Source organism: Staphylococcus sp. GDX7P312P (genome assembly GCF_008385775.1).
In the GTDB taxonomy this organism is placed as follows: domain Bacteria; phylum Bacillota; class Bacilli; order Staphylococcales; family Staphylococcaceae; genus Staphylococcus; species Staphylococcus haemolyticus.
Genome location: NZ_VUKI01000002.1, coordinates 57934 through 76847, shown reverse-complemented (window position 1 = coordinate 76847; position 18914 = coordinate 57934). Strand labels below are relative to the sequence as shown.

At 35.7% G+C, this 18914-nt stretch carries 13 protein-coding genes; all 13 read right to left on the bottom strand.

The features are described 5' to 3' along the window. Nucleotides 1–881 precede the first annotated feature (881 nt). A complete protein-coding gene (locus F1592_RS00920) occupies nt 882–2606 on the bottom strand; it encodes an N-acetylmuramoyl-L-alanine amidase (protein ID WP_149809443.1) in 1725 nt (574 codons plus the stop codon). 14 nt (nt 2607–2620) lie between these two features. Then, on the bottom strand, nt 2621–2908 hold the full coding sequence (locus tag F1592_RS00915) for a phage holin (RefSeq protein WP_149809444.1): 288 nt from the start codon (nt 2906–2908) through the stop codon (nt 2621–2623). Between the two features lie 53 nt (nt 2909–2961). Next, complete coding sequence (locus tag F1592_RS00910; RefSeq protein WP_149809445.1) at nt 2962–3438, bottom strand: hypothetical protein; 477 nt, start codon at nt 3436–3438, stop codon at nt 2962–2964. Further along, entirely contained in the window at nt 3420–3839 is a 420-nt protein-coding gene (locus F1592_RS00905) for a hypothetical protein (protein WP_149809446.1), read from the bottom strand. The genes F1592_RS00910 and F1592_RS00905 overlap by 19 nt, the downstream gene beginning before the upstream one ends. A gap of 56 nt (nt 3840–3895) precedes the next feature. Continuing rightward, complete coding sequence (locus F1592_RS00900; protein ID WP_149809447.1) at nt 3896–4219, bottom strand: hypothetical protein; 324 nt, start codon at nt 4217–4219, stop codon at nt 3896–3898. Nucleotides 4220–4259: 40 nt separating this feature from the next. Next, on the bottom strand, nt 4260–4436 hold the full coding sequence (locus F1592_RS13560; RefSeq protein WP_188294660.1) for a hypothetical protein: 177 nt from the start codon (nt 4434–4436) through the stop codon (nt 4260–4262). Nucleotides 4437–4438: 2 nt separating this feature from the next. After that, a complete protein-coding gene (locus F1592_RS00895; protein ID WP_149809448.1) occupies nt 4439–4810 on the bottom strand; it encodes a hypothetical protein in 372 nt (123 codons plus the stop codon). Beyond that, nucleotides 4803–9473: a phage tail spike protein gene (locus F1592_RS00890; protein ID WP_149809449.1), complete on the bottom strand. Its 4671-nt coding sequence runs from the start codon at nt 9471–9473 to the stop codon at nt 4803–4805. The genes F1592_RS00895 and F1592_RS00890 overlap by 8 nt, the downstream gene beginning before the upstream one ends. Before the next feature lie 18 nt (nt 9474–9491). Continuing rightward, on the bottom strand, nt 9492–10967 hold the full coding sequence (locus F1592_RS00885) for a distal tail protein Dit (protein WP_149809450.1): 1476 nt from the start codon (nt 10965–10967) through the stop codon (nt 9492–9494). Next, nucleotides 10968–16907 carry a peptidoglycan DD-metalloendopeptidase family protein gene (locus F1592_RS00880; RefSeq protein ID WP_149809451.1) on the bottom strand — a complete coding sequence of 1980 codons (5940 nt, stop codon included), beginning with the start codon at nt 16905–16907 and terminating at the stop codon, nt 10968–10970. A gap of 16 nt (nt 16908–16923) precedes the next feature. Further along, nucleotides 16924–17256, bottom strand: a complete 333-nt coding sequence (locus F1592_RS00875; RefSeq protein ID WP_223197194.1) for a hypothetical protein — start codon at nt 17254–17256, stop codon at nt 16924–16926. A gap of 20 nt (nt 17257–17276) precedes the next feature. After that, nucleotides 17277–17804, bottom strand: coding sequence for a hypothetical protein (locus tag F1592_RS00870; RefSeq protein ID WP_149809452.1), 528 nt, complete (start codon nt 17802–17804; stop codon nt 17277–17279). A 288-nt stretch (nt 17805–18092) separates the two neighbouring features. Beyond that, complete coding sequence (locus F1592_RS00865; protein WP_188294659.1) at nt 18093–18899, bottom strand: hypothetical protein; 807 nt, start codon at nt 18897–18899, stop codon at nt 18093–18095. Between the last annotated feature and the right edge of the window lie 15 nt (nt 18900–18914).

The following is an 18914-nucleotide window of genomic DNA, read 5'->3' as shown; positions in this document are numbered from 1 at the left end:
AAATTAAAGCGATTAATATACATAACTCTGTGACGTTAAAAATCAACTTAGCGATTTCTTTGTTTCGACTTGTCATAACATATCGCCTCCATTTATAATTAGGAAAGGGCATAAAGCCCTTATACCTCTTTATAAGAATTTAATTACTATTATTGAGTAACCAATAAGCCTAATTACGTCTATTGCCAATTTGACTAGCTTGTTGAGTTGCTCTATTTTTTATTAAATTCTTCATCTTTCCTATCTTTTCTCCTCACGTGCGCCACCCTCCTTTCTCGGAGAATGCGTAAACTGTTTTAATAGCTTACTTACTTATTATAATACCTTTAGTATACTTTTGTATAGTTTTATAAGTAAAAAAATAGACGCATTACGCGTCTACCGTGCTTATAAATTTTTAACCTTTTAGGGTATGAATTGGACTACACTCTTTTTCAAAAGAAGTAATAAAAGTATAATGACGTGGAACTATTTACTATTAGATACTTGAATTATAGCCTCAAGTAAATTCATTCTAACATAATACGTTATTTTTGCAAATAAAAAACGTACGCCTTTTAGCGTACGTCAAATAGAATATAGTATTGTTTAGCTTAGGATAATGGAAAAGTTGTACAAAAATTATTAATGAATAAAAAGCAAAGGAAATAGAAAATAGATTTAAACAAAACTTAGTCTAACACTTATAAAATGAAATATTAAAGGAAATACAAGTTATAAAGATGTTATGAATATATAATAACATATTCCGTTAGTAATGCAAATAAAAACATGCGCAACGTTATACGCTACGCATGAACAACAAAATTAATTTCTTTTAAACAAACAAAAACTGTCTATGGATATAATACCACAATTTATGTTAGGTGCAAGTATAACTATTAATAAATTTTGGTAATGCGTAATCTTTCATGCCATACCCAATAATTAGAACTTGCTGAATGAACACGACACCAACCGTCTATAATTTCATATACATAGAATAATTGACCTCTGCCATATGTGATATTTGTCTTACTCCAACTATAATTACCTTTACCACCATGACGTTTTAAAATCGTTACACCTAACGCGTCCGATCTTGCTGCAAAGTATTTATTTTTCTTCCACGATAACTTTTTAGGTGGAATTTGATTTACTGCTAATTTCGGTTTAGATTTATTAGCAATTTTCTTCATCTCTTTTGTTTGTTTAGCTGCTTTGCTACTATCTCTTGTTTCACTTGCTTTGAATGTTTTCGTAATTATTAAGCGTTCATGCCATACCCAATAATTTGAGCTTTCAGAATAAACCCTAGCCCAACCTTCACGAACTTCGTAAACATAAAACGGACTATATCCAGCTTTATAAACTAAATTAGTTTTCTTCATATAACCGTTTTTAACATCTTTACATATTGTCGCGCCTGCACTATCTGCTTTAGCGATATATTTAGGCGTTTTACTCCAAGTCATGTTGTAAGGTACGCGTTTAGTATTTTTAGTTGGTTGTGCTTTGCGTACAGTCACTTCTTTGATTTCGTTAACGTCGTAATCTTCATTTACGAATGACGGTACAATGTAATGTGTCGTTCCAGTAAAGTTGTCTACACGTAATTTCGCTGGTGTGTTTGCGTTACCGTCAAAGTTTTGTTCTAAGACTGTTTGTGTAACTGTACCACCGCTATTATCCCAAACTAAATAAATATGACCGTATTGTTGATATATGCCAGTTGTAGCAACGCCTATTGCGCCCACTGGTGGAACATAGTTGGTGGTATTCTTAACAATTTTCCAACCTTTAGGAAATACGTTTAGAATACTGTCCTTCGCATTGCCCCACATTCTGACTGTACCGTTTGTAATGTAATAAACGTAATCAACTGCTAAATCCATGCATTGAAATTTATACAGACGATCAAAGTCAACGTATTTACCTTTTAAACTGTACATGTAATTGATCGCTTTTTGATAATCTTTAGTCGTTGGTTTTGAAGTTGGTTTTTTAACTTTTTTAGCGTTGTTACCAGCTTTTTTAGAACTGATTTTAGGTGCTTTAGTAGTTTTCATATATTTAGCGACATAACCGTCGAAAATGCTTGTGCTACGACCTAAACCACATGCTGCTAATAAGTTACCCGGATCTTGTTTATCTGCTTGAATATCTTGATGTCCCGGCATTTCATTTTTGTAATTTATTTTCCAGAATTTTGTTAAATACGCCATAATTTTGGCTGCATTTTCTAATGATTTTAAACTTCGTTTTTTATTAGTAAAGTAACATGCTTCAACGCCAAATGCTGCATAGTCTGCGTCCATGCCATACCACTGATTGTCTACTGGTGTATTTAACATAACATGCCATGCGCATTCTGTTACTGGAATACAAATAATGCACTCTTTATCGTCGACAAAAATATGAGCTGACGCTACTTGCGACCAACTAATGTTGTAAGTGTTTTTGTAATAGTTAACATTATCTTGTGCTGTTGTATCTTTATTTCCTGTATCGTGTATAACGGCGAAACTAGGTTTTCCGTTTTTGGTATGAAGTTTTTCTCCATTTCGTCTTGTTCCTATCGGTAATAAATCATAACGTACTGGAACGCCATTCCAATATTCAGTCATATTTTATGACCTCCTTAATCTTTGTTTGGTTTTTTGTATTCTTTTGCCATATAACTATCTGAAACGCCTGATGTTGTTCCGTCGATCGCTGATGTATAAATACCAACTAATATTGCTATTACTGCAACTGGGTTACTTATAACGTCTATGATTGCGTTCCATAGTGCGCCCCATGTTGTTAACGTGTACCAATCAATATCTATTGACACCAACACGGGAACAATTGCGCTTACGATCAACTGAATTATCGCAATTGGGTTATTAAATCGTACATGCCAATTAATTCCTAAAAAATTACGCATAACTTACCTCCTAATAAAATAGCGACCGACATCTATGTCGATCGCAAAATAAATTAATCAAATAATAATGGTGCTACATATTGCACAAACACTTGAACGACGCCAATAAGTCCTAGTGTAATCGCTGAAAATGTTTTACCACTCATTGTATTGTCTACATCATTTTCGTCTAAACTCTTTAATGCTTGCGTATTTACTGCCTTACTGTTCACAAAGTTAGTTACTTCATTTTCAACTTTGTTAAACCGACGTTCGACTGACGCATTATAATCGTTATAGTTTTTTGTCATTATATCTATTTTGTCTACTAATTTATCAACGCTTTCAACAAGCCTATTCACGACTTCTTTTGTGTTTTTGCTATCTGTGTCTAGTTTTGCGTTAAGCCTAGATACTTCGATATAACGCTCATTTTCTTTGTCTTTTAATGTTTTTAATTCTTTTTCAAGTTGTGTTATTTTTTCTGCTTGATTTTTCGCGCGCTCGTCATGTGCGTTTAATCTATGTTCAATCAATTTTTGGTTTTCCAAACTGCAAAAACTCCCGTTATCGATACAAGTATTTGAATAAAGCCAATAAGCATATTGATATAGTAAGTTGACGCTACATTAGCCGTTTCTACACTTATCATTGCAAATGTAATGTGTATAACGCCACTTCCTAATGCGCCGATCGTTAACATTACATATCCATTAGGCGCGTTAAAAAAAGCACTTAAAAACACAATAATTGAAAAAATTAAAAGAAACCAACCTATTGTATGAATATCCATATAATAGGACATTTTTATATATAGGTCAGAAACACTTTTTAAATTGTTTGTATCTGATGTTATCCATGTAAATGATCGTAAAAAACCTAGTCCAGACAACAATAAAACAAATAATTTAACCAATATTTCGTTTTGGTGTAATTTTAGGAGTTTTTCCAAATGTTCACTCCCTTTCTTAAAAATAAAAAGGGCGTATTATTTACGCCCTAAAAATATTATGAATTAGTATCTCTTTCTGTTGTTTCGTTTTCTTTTTCAACGTTATCCGTTAGTTCTTTATCTAAAAACTTACGTTCTACTACTTCACTAACAGAATGTGCTTTGAAAACATTTCCAGTCATGCTATATAACATATTTAACATTTCCGCCAATTTGTCTGCTTTTTCTTTAGTTTCAAAGTCAGTAGCTGCTGCAACGTTTGTAGTAGGTTGGAAACCACCACCATAATCATCTTTATATAATGCACGTTCATCTCCAGTTTTTGTATTTACTTGAACTAAAATAACTCTTTCATTTCTACCTATAACTTCTTTTGCCATAAGTAAAACCTCCTATTTTTTGATATTTTAGTGCCAATGCTTACTCAACGTCGGCACTTTGATTATCTTGATCTTGTTGTTCTTGATCTTGTTGTTCTTGATATTCTCTAATGATTGCACGTAACATTGCATTTTCTTGTGAAAGTTGAGCATTTTGAGTAACTAACCCCTCGATAACATAACTTGGATTAGCTTGTAATTGATTGTTTTGTTCCATTTTTATTCATCTCCTTTTATATCTAATTCCATTTTATAACCAATATTTTTATAAATTTTACCTTCATACTCTTCTTCCGTTAAAATACATTTTATATTTTGATTTAGTTTTTCAGAATATAAATAAACCAAATATTCTTTGATACCTTTTCTAGTAGGAGTTTCCACAAATCTATGTGGTTTGATTGTTTCTTCAAAATAGTCACGTTCATTTGTTTTCACTCCACAAAATGTTACACCACTGAAATTTGGATCTTCAACATCTTTGGAAGAAATATAAACACTTCCTGTTTTATCGTCTACAAATAAAAATTCTTTATAACTGTAATCATCAAAATTATAAGTTAAAATACCTAATTTTCTTAATTTATCCATTTAATTGTCCCTCCAGTTTTTCAATCTTTTCGTTTAATTGTTGTATTGCTCTCAAGCTATAAGTAATCATGTTATAAACACTTACACCGTCTCCGTCTATAAAGTCCTCTGGTGTTTTATAACCTTCACCAATAACTAAACCTTTTCTTTTTTTACGGTCATCTTCATCGTCTTTTAATCTGTATTCATACGTTGTCATATTATTTGCTATTTCATTTAATGCATCGCCATCCCATTGAATAATATCTTTTTTAAATCTTTCCAACGAACCTGGTAAGTAATCACTTGCTCTAACTGGTTTATAACCAGTATTTCCACCATTCCAGAACAAGTTGTTTGTAACACGTAATTCGTTTGACGACACACCAATATAAAAGTCTTTGCCTGTATTTGTTCTTATCGTATTAGATTGAATGTGTTGACATTGTAAATCTGCGTAATTAGGGTTTCCGTTGTTATAGCCTTTATAATCAGTTATTCTCACACGATCATTAGCCATTAAATACAGATAACCACTTCTTGATTGGAAGTCTCCATAGAACTTTCTGGCATAGAAACTTCCTGTTCCTGCGCTTCCTGTATTATCAGTAGCATATACCATAGGCTCGTAATCTCCGGAAGTTTCTCCACGTAAACCTTTCTTTTTAAATCTAATGCCAGAACCAGCCAAACCTTTATCGTCACTCACTTCGCCAAATAAAATGGCGCCGTCAGTATCTCCAGCATTATCATTACTTTTGACATAAAAGTTAAATTCATTAATGCCGGGTCTAGTATTTACATAAGGTCTGATATATACACCATATGAATAACTTTCTATATTGGCTGTTAAATTAGAACGTACAATAGCACGACTTTGTTCAGATAACATAGCAACTGCACCATATGTTGAGTGCATTGTAATACCTCTTGACGTATCATTAAAACGTGTTGAATGAAATTCTAATGTGCCTGAAGTATCTTCGGAAAAACCGTCCATCATTGTTGATAAACCGCGTTCAGTTAAGTATAAGCGATAGCCTGTATTTTGATTTCTAATTAATACGCGGCCGTTACTAATACCTAATTCTAATTTAGCCGTATCTTCTACACCAGCCCATGAACGTTTGAAGTTGCCGTAAGATAAAAAGCCGCTATTTGCTATTTTAATATAGTTTGTACCGTCGCCGCCACGTATACCAACTTTGTTTACGTCAATGTCTAAACCTTCTGGACTTAAATTTAAACGGTTGATGATCTCGTCTTTACCGACTTTATTATCAACTCTACTTGCCATAACGTTGAAGTCTTTATTGACTGTAATATCTACCTTGTCACCTCTAAGTTGAATACCATTTTTATCCATTGTGTAAGATTGAATATTACCGTTTTCATCATAACTTAAATTTATCCCTTTAGTTGTGGCTGATATTTCTGCAATAACTTGAGATAGCGTTTTTCGACTAGCATTAAAATCTTGTTGACTAACTCTTTGTCGAATTTCTCTACCGTTTTGACTGATTGACGTTTCCATTTGACTTAAACGATAATCGTTTGAAGTTACTTTTTGATCTGCATAATGTTTTGCATCTGCTATTCCATAATTTAATTCGCTTAGCGATACTTTATCTGATATTTTATTTGATAATTGAATACGTTCACTATCTGCGTTATTTAAACGTTGAACGATATTATCTTTATCCAAAGTGTAATCTTGTTTAGACACTTTACTTTCAATTTGTGTAGGTAAAATATCAAGCGTTGCTTTATTGTTCTTTACGTCCGTTTCTAAAGGTGTAAGTCGTCCATCAACATCTCTTAATTTTTGTGCTACATCTTCACTTTTAGCCATTAAACTAATTTTTTTGTCTAATTCAGATATATTAGTTTCGTTGCTCGTTACTCTTGTTGTAATAGGCTTTAGCTGATTAATAGTGTTTTGATTTGCTGCTTCTTGCGCCTCTTGTGCTTTTTGATCTGCATATAATTTTGCTTCATCACGTTTCGCTATTGCGTCGGAAATCGCCCTTTGTTCTTCATCTGACACGATACCGTCTGCATATGCTTTCGTTTCTGTCTGTTTCAACTCATCTTGTGCTTTAGCATATGCTTTAGCTGCTGCTTCCGCGTCTGTTTTTGCTGTTCGTGCTTGTGTTAGTGCATAGCTTTGTGCTGCTTCTTGCGCTGCGTCTGCTTTTGTCTGTGCGTCTTGTTTTGCTATTTCTAACTTACTTTCTGCGTCAGCTATTGCGCGTTTTTCTTCTGCTGTGATCTTATCGTCTGCATACGCCTTAATTTTTGTTTCTTTTAATTCGTCTTGTGCGTCTGCGTAGGCTTGTGCTGCTTCTTGTGCGTCTTTCTGTGCTTGTTGCATTTGTCTTTGTAAATCTTCTGGCGCTAATGTATAAGTTGTTGGTACTGTTCCGTTTTCAATTTTAATATCAAAACGTTTAGATAACTTCTCTAATGTTTCAGCTTTATTAGGGAAATATGAAATGTAGTAATAGTTTTCTAAAGAATTATTGTTATCTAATTCGCGCAACAATTCGCCATTGTAAATTTCCCAACGATAACCACTTGAACTGTCTTTACCATTTACAGATAAGCCAAAATAAATACCAGAAATATCAACGTTATCATCTTTTTCTTTTATAGTAATTACTTTTTTAGTTTTAGTATCAGCAATTTTTCTATAACCGTATAACGCTTCATCATTATAATATGACGCGTCTTGTATAAATAAGTTTCTTCCACCGACTTCAATACCGTCTATTTTACGTTCTACGCTATTTATACTCGCGCTTATTTCGTTTTTAGCAATATTTATTTTATAATCTGTTTCTTCACCTATTGCCTCGTTAAGTGAGCCGATTTCACGTGCCATATATTGAATAATAGTGTTTTGTATTTGTGCTAATTCTTCACGACTAGGTATGTCGCCTAGAAGTTGGTTATTTTCACTATCCCAACGACCGTTAGGCAACGATTGAGCTATTTTATCCATAGCATCGTTAAACTTCTCATCTGTATATTGTGACTGTAACAATGCTAGTCTATCTTCAACCGCTACTTGTGCATTACGCATAGCTTTATATAAATCTTGTAGACGCTCACGATATTTAAGGAATAGCGCTTGTGTATCAACTAATTTACCTATTGTTGCTGTATCGCCAGTCATAGTGTCTAAATTACTTTTGATTTGATCGTATATATTTGTCGTGTTGTTTACTGCATTATTTACTGCATTACGAATATCAGTATCAACTAAATATTCGCTATTAAGTAATTGATAAACTTCTTCAAGCAACTTAGAATGTTGAATATTTAAGTTTTGGAATGTGTTAGTAAGTGAGTTATATAACACTTGTTCACGTGTCATTCCACCTAATTGTTCAACGTTTTTAGCTGTTTCATTACGCCATTCGCCGTTGTGGTATCGTTTAAGCACTGCAACATTAGGGTTGCTAGTATCGTACCAAAGCATATTTTCAACTGGGTTATCCGGTACTGTATCAGATTTAATGATTTTACGTTCGTAATATTCAAGTTCGCCTTCGATCGCGTCATTGACGATTGTATTCACGTTTGAAATATTATCGTTTAACTTTTTACGAATTTCATCAAGTCTACGATTAAATTCTTCTCTTAACGTTGTTTCTTCATATTCAACTACATTCCCGAATTTAAAAACGGTATCGTCTAGGATCATGTCATATTCACAAGAAATGACTTCCGCCTCTACATATAAAGGCGGGTTGAAATCTCTGTCTTTTACACGAACAATATCACGTAATGAAACGCGTACATCATCATAATATCTATGAATATCTAGCGCTGATATTTCGTAACTCACTGAAAGTTGTTTGCGTTTATTTAATTCTGTTGTTGCTAACGTTGTAAGACGTTCTTTTGTCATGCTGCTATCTTCACTTTCCGGCTCGTAAACGTCCCACAAATAACGACCCGGCAAACCGAATTGAGCGTGTGCCTCGTCATCTTTAACGATAACTGTCTCACGATTTCCTTTATCATCTTCTGGACCTAGCGCAATCAATGCCGTACGAACTTCGCTTGTGTCTACTGTACGCGTTAACCCTGTTAAGTCTTTGCCTTTGGTAATCTCTTTGCCATTAAATAACGGGTTAGGCTTTTTAAGTGATACATAACGATGTTCTACTGTATGACTACCTAATTCAACGTAATAATCTGATACCATTTCGTACGCTGTTTCTAACATGTTTACGACTTCGTAAGGGTTATTATATGACGTCCAAGACTTAGAACGTACACCACCATATTCTGTTTCGTCAGACACTTCCCACCCTGTATCAGCTAATGCTTTTGTTAACGCTTGTGATGTTGTCATTTTTTCAAAAGTTTGTGGTGGAAGTGGTTTAGATGTTGTTAAATCTTCTAAATAAGACGCGTTACATTGAACATCTGTTGTGCCGTCGTAATCATCTTCAACGTGTACAATTATAAATTCTCTGTATATACCGTTATGATCTTGTGTGATGACACGATTACGTTCACGCAAGTTGTCAGCGCGGTCACTTAAAATAGTGAAATCAAACGTTTCTGTCTTTTCTTCCACATCACGCTTTAAGTTAGCTGATAACAAAGCACCGTCTTCGCGATCGATAAAATCAATGATGTTATCGTTAAAATCTAAAATGTGTATCATTCAACGTTAGCCTCCTTTCTATAAGTATCTATCTTGCCAGTATATTGTCGTGTCAAAAGTATTTGCTGGTTCGATAATACATTCAGTGACACCTTTATTAATATTAAAGAAATCACTACCGAATGTTTTAAGATTTAACGCTGGTTCTTCGTTGATTGTTACTGTTTTATTTTGCATATCTATGTTGATAATATCGCCTTTTTTAATAATCATGTCGCGAGCATTTTTTGGTTTAGGTAATATTTCGTGATTGTATGAACCTAATATCGTTGTAGGCATATGATACGACTTACCATTTTTGGCTAAATAAATACCAACTGAACTTACTGGTCGTTGATAAAAATTACCTGCGTCACGCCATGTTGCGTTAGACACATCAACTGGAATTACACGTTTAGGATAATCAACTTCTTCATATTTCCATGTCTTAATATAAAATGTATCGCCAATGCGTTTAAGACGCATATATATGACTATGTGTTCCCAAGTGTAAAATTTAGGTGGGTTTGTATATCTGTATATAACTTTTTGATTGCCGTTTTGGTCGTACACACTGACATATATTGTACCTATATTCTGACTTGCTCTTGCGTTACTATAACCGATCGACGCAATAACACGATTGTCAGTATCGTAAATATACTGCGTTGCATGTGTAGCACCTTTTTTCTTTTGGTTAACGTGTATTTTTACAGTTGAACTAAAGTCTTTTACACTTTTACCAAATGAATGTGTGTACTCTGCACCATTCCAACCTGTGTCAGACGTGATTGTATCTTCGTTTAACATGAATGCGTCTTTTGACGAACTCATAACCATTGAACCGCCTACACTACCACCTGTGTAATTATCATTGGTAGTTGCATTAGTCTTTTTAGTCCAACTAAAGAACGATCGCATTTCATCGTTAAATATTGAAGGCTCATAATCTTTGACTACTTTGTTTAAATCGTCATCGCCAATCATGAAATAATCTTCATCTTCTTTTGTAATCATGAAGTAACTTGAATTTTTTAACGCTGTTGCTGTAACGATAATAGGTGTGTCTGCTGTACCAGTATTAACCAATGTATCTTGATCTGATATTGCTGTGTTCTTTGTACCTTTTAATGCGTATTTATACGGATCAGGACAAATGAATTTCACGGTTGCTTTACCAAATGTCACAAAGTAATCTTTGTCAATTTGACTTTCTAAAATAGCGTAATAAATTTTGTCCGGTTCCCTATCAAATATAAGTGGCTTTGGCTCGTCAGTAGATAACCAGTCCACGAAATCATCTGCTAATTGTTCTAGGGTTTGTGTGCTGTTGTAAGCGTCAACTAATACTGATATTTCTATCTCTCTAGGTTTTTGATTAATAGAAGTAAGGACGCCACCCGGGCGCCCTTTCACATCAGTAATTTCTACTTCTCGATTTTGTCCCCATGCGGACGTGTAATCGAGATAATCGCAATAATTTTTACGCTTACCATTAAATGAAAAGTTACTCATTTATCTACCTCCCCCTTTTCTAAATTTAGTTTTACGTGCCTCGATACGTTTAATTTCCGTATTTGTATCTTCAGCAATTTCTTTGGCAACGGCACGTCCGTTCATTTGAATTACGCTTGATTTATCAGCTTGACGTCTAGTGTTTTCATCAATGTTACGTGCATGGTAGTTGTGTTCTGCAAGTAGTTGTTCAACACGTAACAAGATTTCAGTATCATCATTAAAGCCAAGCATTTCGCCTGTACGGTCATAAATGGCTTTAGACTTAACTCTGTTAGCTGGGTCATGTGAAATAACACTCTCACTGAAACCGCCCTCTGCTAACCAAGCAAGTTGTTGACTGTTTACTATGCCACCAGTTTTATAACCGTGACCGTGACCGATAACTTGCAACATTCCTGTTCTACCATAACGTTTTTTAGCGTAATTGATAGCTGCCATTGCGTTATCTAAACCATTCATGATGTTGCCGTGACCCGGTAGTTTGTTTGCGGCGAATGTTGGTGGGATTACTTGTAGTAAACCTCTTGCAAGATTACCAGTTCTGTTATTTATATCCCCAATGTTTCCTTGAACGGCACCAGCGTTACCGCCACTTTCACTTTGTACTTGTCTTATCCATGCGTTGACATAGTTACTGCTTGTTGGTAAACCATTAGCTTTTAACGCTTTGATAATTTCCGGACGCCATTTACTTGCTGCACGTGAGCCACCAGATTTACCTCCGCCTTTTGATTGCTTTTTCAAGAAAGGCATAGGGTCAATAGGTTTACCATTTTTCTGCATTTCATAGTGTAAGTGTGGTCCTGATGAACGCCCTGTATTACCTGATACACCAAGATATGAGCCAGGGTGTACTTTTTTAGGTCCTTTGAACGCGAGTTTGCTCATGTGACCGTATATGATACGCGTTGCATTTGCTGCGTCTATCCACATACTATTACCGAAACCACCGTTCCAGCCCGATTTACCTGTTGCTGTACCACTGTGAGTTGAGTAAAGTTTGTCATATTTGTAGTTTAAATCGACGCCCATATGTGGACCGGCAAATGGATAGCCGGGTGCGTGACCGTTAGGACTGAATGGGAAGTTTATTCCTTTGGATATATCTACCCAACCACCTTCGCCACCGCCCATTTCGTCGAACCATTCTGTGAATTGTTTTTTAACTGCGTCTTTGACTTTTTTCATCATTCCAGACATTAGTTTGAACGGCATTTCAGCTTTTTTAAGGAAATCAAAGTTAACGCCAAAGCCTTCTAAGACTTTGTTAACTAATTTACCAGGCTTGTCTATCCAGTCCATGACATCGCCGATTTTATCTTTTAACCAGTCTTTACCTTTTGAGGCTTTTTCAAGCGCGTCACTTACAACTGCTTTACCACCTTCGACTACTTTACCAGCTAAGGCTTTTGTACCTTCTGCTGCTTTACCGACAACATCTCCGACAAGATTGCCGCCTTTTTTGTGTTTCTCCGGTTTCTTGCCTCCACCTAACAAGTTAGATACTTTGTTTTTCGCGCCGCTTACAAACGAACCTAAACTAAATCTAGGTAAAGTACCTTCACTAAAAGCTGCTTGCGTTTGTGCGCCGCTGCGTACTGTTGAGCCTTTAGGTAAATAAGCGAGTGTGTCAGTGTCAGGCGTTATAATTGATTTGCCGTTAGGATAAGTGATTGTCTCGTTTCTGAAGCCACCTTTACCATTGCCGCGACCTTTATCGCCTACAACTGCCATTGTGTCTTGATTAATTTTACCATTAGACACATAACGTCTCGCGTTACCTGTACCAGTAGACAACTTGATAGGTTTAATCATTTGTTTACCCATACCAAGTTTATCTCCGACCCAGTTAACGCCCTCAATAAGTTTATTTAAACCTGTTTTGACGCCTTTAACCATGCCGTTCATATGACCTTTAATTTTACCAGCATAGTTTTTAATGCCACCGCTCATAGTTGAGAACGTGCCTTTAACTTTCTTCCACATGCTACTAGCTAAGCCAGTTACACTAGATTTCATTTTCTTCCAGTGATTTACAACGCTATTTCTAGCCTTGCTAGTTAAGTTAGACACGCCATTTTTCATTGCTGTGAATGTGCCTTTAACTTTACTCCACATTGATTTAGCAAGTGAAACAACTTTATCTCTAATTTGCGTCCATACACGGTATAGGAATTTCTTAATACTGTTGTTGATTGATTTAATCGTGTTACTTAATTTTCTAAAGTAACTTGTAACAGTTTTCCAAATACCTTTTACGATCGACACAATCTTATTCTTGATGTAATTCCATGCTTTAACGATCCAGTTTCTTAACGCTGTTGTAATACTTCTAATGTTTTTAGATAACTTGCTAAAGAAACTGATTACACTTTTAACCATAATTCTTACGGCGTTAACTACTTTTGTTTTAATGTAGTTCCACGCTTTGATTAGCCAGTTTCTTAAAGCTGTTGTTATTGATCGTATGCTTGCACTTAATTTAGTAAACGCAAGTTTAACGCCAGTCCAAATTAGTCTAGCAATAGCAACAATTCTATTCTTAATAAACGTCCACGTTTTGATTAGCCAGTTTTTAAGTGTGCTTATGACAAGACGTACACCGTTAGACAATTTACGGAATGCTAATACAACTAATGTTCTAATTAAGTTAACGATTGCAACTGTTCTTGTCTTGATATAGTTCCATGTATTTACGAACCAAGTTTTTAGCGCGCCAACAACAAGTTTAACGCCATTTACTAATCGTCTAGCCGAATTGACAACGGCGTTTTTAATAGCGTTCCATAGTGTTATTGAAATTGTTTTGATGAAAGTCCAAGTTGTAACAAAGAAAGTTCGCAAGCCAGTTACTACAAACTTAATTCCATTGATTAAACTTCGTACAATAAATAAGACTGAATTTTTAATAGAAGTCCAAACAGTGATTGAAACAAACTTGATCGCATTCCATACTGCTGTAAATACTGCCTTCCACATATTTAATGACAATCTAACGCTAGCAAGCCAGCCTCTAATGATAAACATGACTGCATTTTTAATGCCGTTCCAAGCTGTAACTGAAATAAACTTGATCGCATTCCATACGGCTGTAATGACTGTTTTCCATAAACCGAAGTAGAATTTAACTCCAGTTAGCCAAGACCTAATTATGAACATAACGGCTGCTTTAATGGCGTTCCATGATAATGTAGCGCTTAATTTAATGGCATTCCAAATTGTTTGAAGTGCTAATTTTAGCGCTTGAATAGGGTGTTGAATAGCAAATTTAATACCATTCCAAGCAATCGACGCTGCTGCTTTAATATAGTTCCAACTAGCTGTCCATGCTTGTGCTATACCATTCCAAACACCTTTTAAGAACGAACCAATAGAACCGAATATCGACAACGCTGCTGACTTGATACTGTTCCAGATACTTATTACACCATTTCTGAATGTTGCGTTTGTTTTCCATAAGTGAATAACTACCGCAACTAATGCACCAATAATAGTGATGATGATACCAACTGGACCAGTCATAAATCGTAACGCCATGCCTAAACCTTTAGTGGCTGCTGCTGCTGCTTTGCTTGCTAAAGTCCACGCTCTTGATGTTAAGATTGACGCTTTCAATGTAGACATGTGAATTCTAGTCGCGATTATAACTGCGGCAATACGTGTACGCAACGCTGTCCAAACATTTCGAGACGCGCGCATTATACCGTTTTGAACAACGATATAAGCATTAAGCATTTTAGTTCTTAATGCCGCCATTTTTTGTGCTAAATCAAATGACTTAATTTTAGTAACTAAACCGGTATAAGCAAGTTTTAACGTCTTGATTATGCCATTTTGTTTAACTGCTGACGCTGTAAAGATACCACCAGCAAATGAAGCTAATTTTTGCGCACCAACTAATAACACTAATGCACGACGCAAGCCAAGAATATTATTTATAAATATTCCGATAAAGGTCATTGTTTTAAGTGCGCCACCAAATAATAATAAAGCTGCTACAACTTTACCTATCCACGGGTGCGCTTTCATCATTGCTGCCGTCCAGCCTAAGAAAGCTGTCGTATATCTTAAAACAACGGCACTTATAGGCGCTAAGGCTTTTACTAACTCAACAATGACATCGAACAAGTTTCCGATGAATTTACCGGCTACTGGTGCGTTATCTCTTGTGAATTTAATAAAGTCTTTAAAGCCTTGCGTTTTTGAAAGGTTGGCACTCCAGTTTTCGAATTTCGCTGTTAAACCGTCTAGACCTTTCATCGCCCAAGTAGTTTGTCCGCTAAACGCTCTGAATAAGTTGAAAATACCTCTAAATGTATTTCCAAATATGCTACCGACAATCGGTAAATTTGCTTTGGTGTAGTTTGTAAAATCAGCAATACCTTGTTGCGCTTGTTTACTATTTGCAAATGTTTGGAAACGTCTAGCCATGTTTTCAAGTCCGTTAGACATATAACTAATTAATGGACCTAATTGTCTGATTATAGCTGCAAGTCCGTCGCCAAACATTCCACCAGCATTTAATACATTTCTGAATGATGAAACGCCGGTAGTGTTAAGCATATTAAATACGCCTTTAGCATTGTTTGATGTTCTTAACCAATTTAGCATTTTGCCACTAGCGTTTTCGATCAAACTAGCTGTTTTAGTTAAAAACGGGTTTAATGTACCTAAAGCAAAACGTGCTGCATTAATACCATTTGTCATAGTATTAAATATAGCGCTTTGATTTTGTGCTATTAAACCTTCCCAACTACCTTTTAAAGCGTCTAATGATTGTTGGTATCGTCTAACCTCAGCTGTACTTCTTAATGTACCGTCCTCTAGCATTTGTAAGGCATAAGAACCCTGTGCGCTAAATGCTTTAATAGCACCTAATGCAATTCCGTAAGCGCCACCTAAACCGACTGCTGCGCCGCCAACAGACATTAGTCCGTTAGCAATTCCCATAATGCTTGTTGTAGCTGTACCGGCTACTGGTACTAAGTTACTTAACATTGGTATCAAGACGCCACCAAAGAAATGCTCGCCTACTTCTTGCATGTTTCGGAATACAGTACCCCAACGGTTAAATGTGTTTATTGTATCGTTAAACCGTGTTTTTAAACCGCTAGCACCTTTATTTAGAACATTTCTAAATATATTAAATCTGTTTTGTGTACGCGTCATGCTTGTATTCATTCGGTTAAACTCTGTTTCAACACTTTTAATATGTGTTCTTACGCTGTTAAACGCTTTGAAACTTTGTTTAGGTAACATACCAAAGTCTACTTGCTTAACACTGTTATTCAAGTCATAAAACGTTTTACTTGATACTGTTCCTGTATCTCTAATTTCTTTTTCAAACGCTGACATTGAACCACGTACACTAATAATAGCCTTTTTATAGTTTTCAAAGTCTTTGGTACTCATGCTTTGACGTAATTGTCTAAATGACAATTCGTTTTTTTTCATGTCATTTTGTAGCTTTGAGAACTCAAATGCAACACGTCTAATATCTTCCGGCATTTCTTCAGCGAAACGGAAGTTTTTAGCTTTATCTAACTGCTTACTTAATTTACCAAAGTCATTATTAATATGTTGAATTGACTTTGTAGCTTTAGCGTCTAGTTGAGAAAAATCAACACTATTGATCGCTGTTTCTAATTTGAGAAAACTATCTTCACTAACTTTTCCAGTTTCCGTAAATTCTTTTTGAGCAACCTGTAACTTATCTTGTAAGTGTGATAAATCGACATTATCGCCAAAGCCGCCTAATTGCTTTTCAACTTTACCTAACGACCCACTCATTAAGTCAAAACGTTTGTTCACGTTAGCTGTGTTCTTATCAGCTTGCGCCTCGAACTCGGCTAACTTACGTTGCATTTTATCTACACCGCGATTGAAGTCGCGGACGTTAGCGCCAAAGCCAACCTCGACTTTGTTAACTTCTGCCATTGCGTTTCCCCCTTTCTTATCGGTTTTCTAACGCTTTTAATTTGTCTAAACTGTCCCATTCAAGTTTTTTGTTACCAACCATTCTGTGTTGTTTAGGCGCGTTTGATGTTTTCGTGTTGTTTGGACTGATCTGCTTCATGAACTTTTCATTCTGTTTTTGTGCCTCTTTACTTTCTCGTTTAGATAACATTCTTGAAATGTGGTTTAGATATAAGCGTTGTGCCTCTTCGTTTGCTTTTTGTTCGTCTTTTTCAAACTCGGCTATCAAATAACCTAAACAATCAACAAAAGGGGTTTCTAATACTTCACGTCGTCCGCCAAGTACCGGTGCAAGTTTATATACAAGCACATCTTCAATCTCTAAAGATGTTACTTGTTGTTCACTGCTTTCGGTTGTTGTTCGTCCGTTTGAGGAATTAGGAAATTGAACGCCTTTCCCATTTGTGAAGATAAGCGTTGAATACGTTTAACAATTTTTTCGATGTCGTTAACTTCGATCACTTTTTCAACTAAGTCAAAGAACGTATCCATGTCTTGATTTTCAACAAATGTTCTATCAATACCAGACATAATTGAAACAATTTCAAATACACGTTCTGGCGTTTCTTCTAATAAGAAACCTACTGCGTCTAAAATGTTGAAAACGTTGAAGTCTTCACTACGAATTAAATCAACTAAAGTGAAACCGTCTGCGTATTCTCCAAATAAGTTTTGAACTGTTTTCTTGAAATCTTCATTTTTTTGTAAGTCTTTGATAGTTGCGTTCACTACTTTTGTTAACTTGCCGAATTGTACTGGTCGGATAGGTTTAATTGCTACCTCTGTTGATTGATTTAATACTTCGATTGATCCGTCGCGATTTTCTTGAATTGATTTGATATTGATTGTGTTAGTCATAATTGAGTAACTCCTTTTTCATTTAATATTTTTTAATCATGGTTATTTATTGCAATAAAAAAAGGCGACCTTTTAAGTCGCCTAGTTGTTGGGTATTCTGATGTGTTTGTTTCCTAAAATAAAAGGTTGAAGGAGATATATTTAATACCTCGAATGTCGTTTTAAATAAAAAGTTATTTAAAGCAACGCACAGACACGATATACATTCTAGGTATTATTTATCCTAAAATGAATTGTCGTTTCGTGTGCGTTAGCTGTGTGTTAAATAAGCGTATTTTAGACGTTTGTTTAGTCAGTTCCGTCTGTTTCTGGTAATGATTGACCGCTACCAGATAATTCGCCCATAGTTGCTTGATCGCTTTCGCCACCAACTAATTCTTCATAAGACGGAAGTACGTTGTTAGGATCGTGTTCGCCTGTGAAGAAATAGTTGCCTGGTTTGTTAGCGTCAGCGTTGTCACGCGCATATGCTACGAACTCCATTTCGAATGAACCTTGCTCGTTTGCAAAAGCTCGTTCTACGTCAGAGTTAGTCGCTACTTTGTATAAGTTGATGTCACGTGAATGATCGTTACCAGCGAAACGTGGGTGAATACGCATTGATTTAGCACGCGCACGGTTTGACGCGCCTAATGGTGCGTCTGTAACGCCTGTCACTTTTTCGCCGTCTTTAACGTCTTGTGTACCAGCAATCGCTAATTTAAGTGTGTCAATTGTTTCTTGACCTGCTACTACTGTAATAGTTACTTCGTAACCAATAACACGTTGGTCGTACGGGTTATCCCCATAGTCAGCGAATTTAATATCTTCTAGTGTAGGTTCAAACTTAACTGAACCACCCTCAACTTGTAGATAACTGTCTTTGTCTCCGTTCTTACCGTCGAATTTGATAATGTCGTCGCCACTACCGATAATAATATCAGCTAAGCCGAACATGATTTCATCTTCGCCAGAACGTGTCGCTTGTGCGAAATGTTGTAGATTTAATTTATATGCTAAGTCTGGGCGTTTAGGCATGTTAGGTTTAAAAGCATTTGCTTTCTCTTTCATGCGACCAGCCTCAACTGTAAATGGTGCAACTTGATTGAATTTCATTGCTTTTCCTCCTTA

Excerpts from the sequence above, each read along its gene's own strand:
- F1592_RS00915 (WP_149809444.1), bottom strand. The coding sequence starts at position 2,908 with ATGCGTAATTTTTTAGGAATTAATTGGCATGTACGATTTAATAACCCA.
- F1592_RS00885 (WP_149809450.1), bottom strand. The coding sequence starts at position 10,967 with ATGAGTAACTTTTCATTTAATGGTAAGCGTAAAAATTATTGCGATTAT.
- F1592_RS00865 (WP_188294659.1), bottom strand. The coding sequence starts at position 18,899 with ATGAAATTCAATCAAGTTGCACCATTTACAGTTGAGGCTGGTCGCATG.
- F1592_RS13560 (WP_188294660.1), bottom strand. The coding sequence starts at position 4,436 with ATGGAACAAAACAATCAATTACAAGCTAATCCAAGTTATGTTATCGAG.
- F1592_RS00920 (WP_149809443.1), bottom strand. The coding sequence starts at position 2,606 with ATGACTGAATATTGGAATGGCGTTCCAGTACGTTATGATTTATTACCG.
- F1592_RS00880 (WP_149809451.1), bottom strand. The coding sequence starts at position 16,907 with ATGGCAGAAGTTAACAAAGTCGAGGTTGGCTTTGGCGCTAACGTCCGC.
- F1592_RS00900 (WP_149809447.1), bottom strand. The coding sequence starts at position 4,219 with ATGGCAAAAGAAGTTATAGGTAGAAATGAAAGAGTTATTTTAGTTCAA.
- F1592_RS00890 (WP_149809449.1), bottom strand. The coding sequence starts at position 9,473 with ATGATACACATTTTAGATTTTAACGATAACATCATTGATTTTATCGAT.
- F1592_RS00895 (WP_149809448.1), bottom strand. The coding sequence starts at position 4,810 with ATGGATAAATTAAGAAAATTAGGTATTTTAACTTATAATTTTGATGAT.
- F1592_RS00870 (WP_149809452.1), bottom strand. The coding sequence starts at position 17,804 with ATGACTAACACAATCAATATCAAATCAATTCAAGAAAATCGCGACGGA.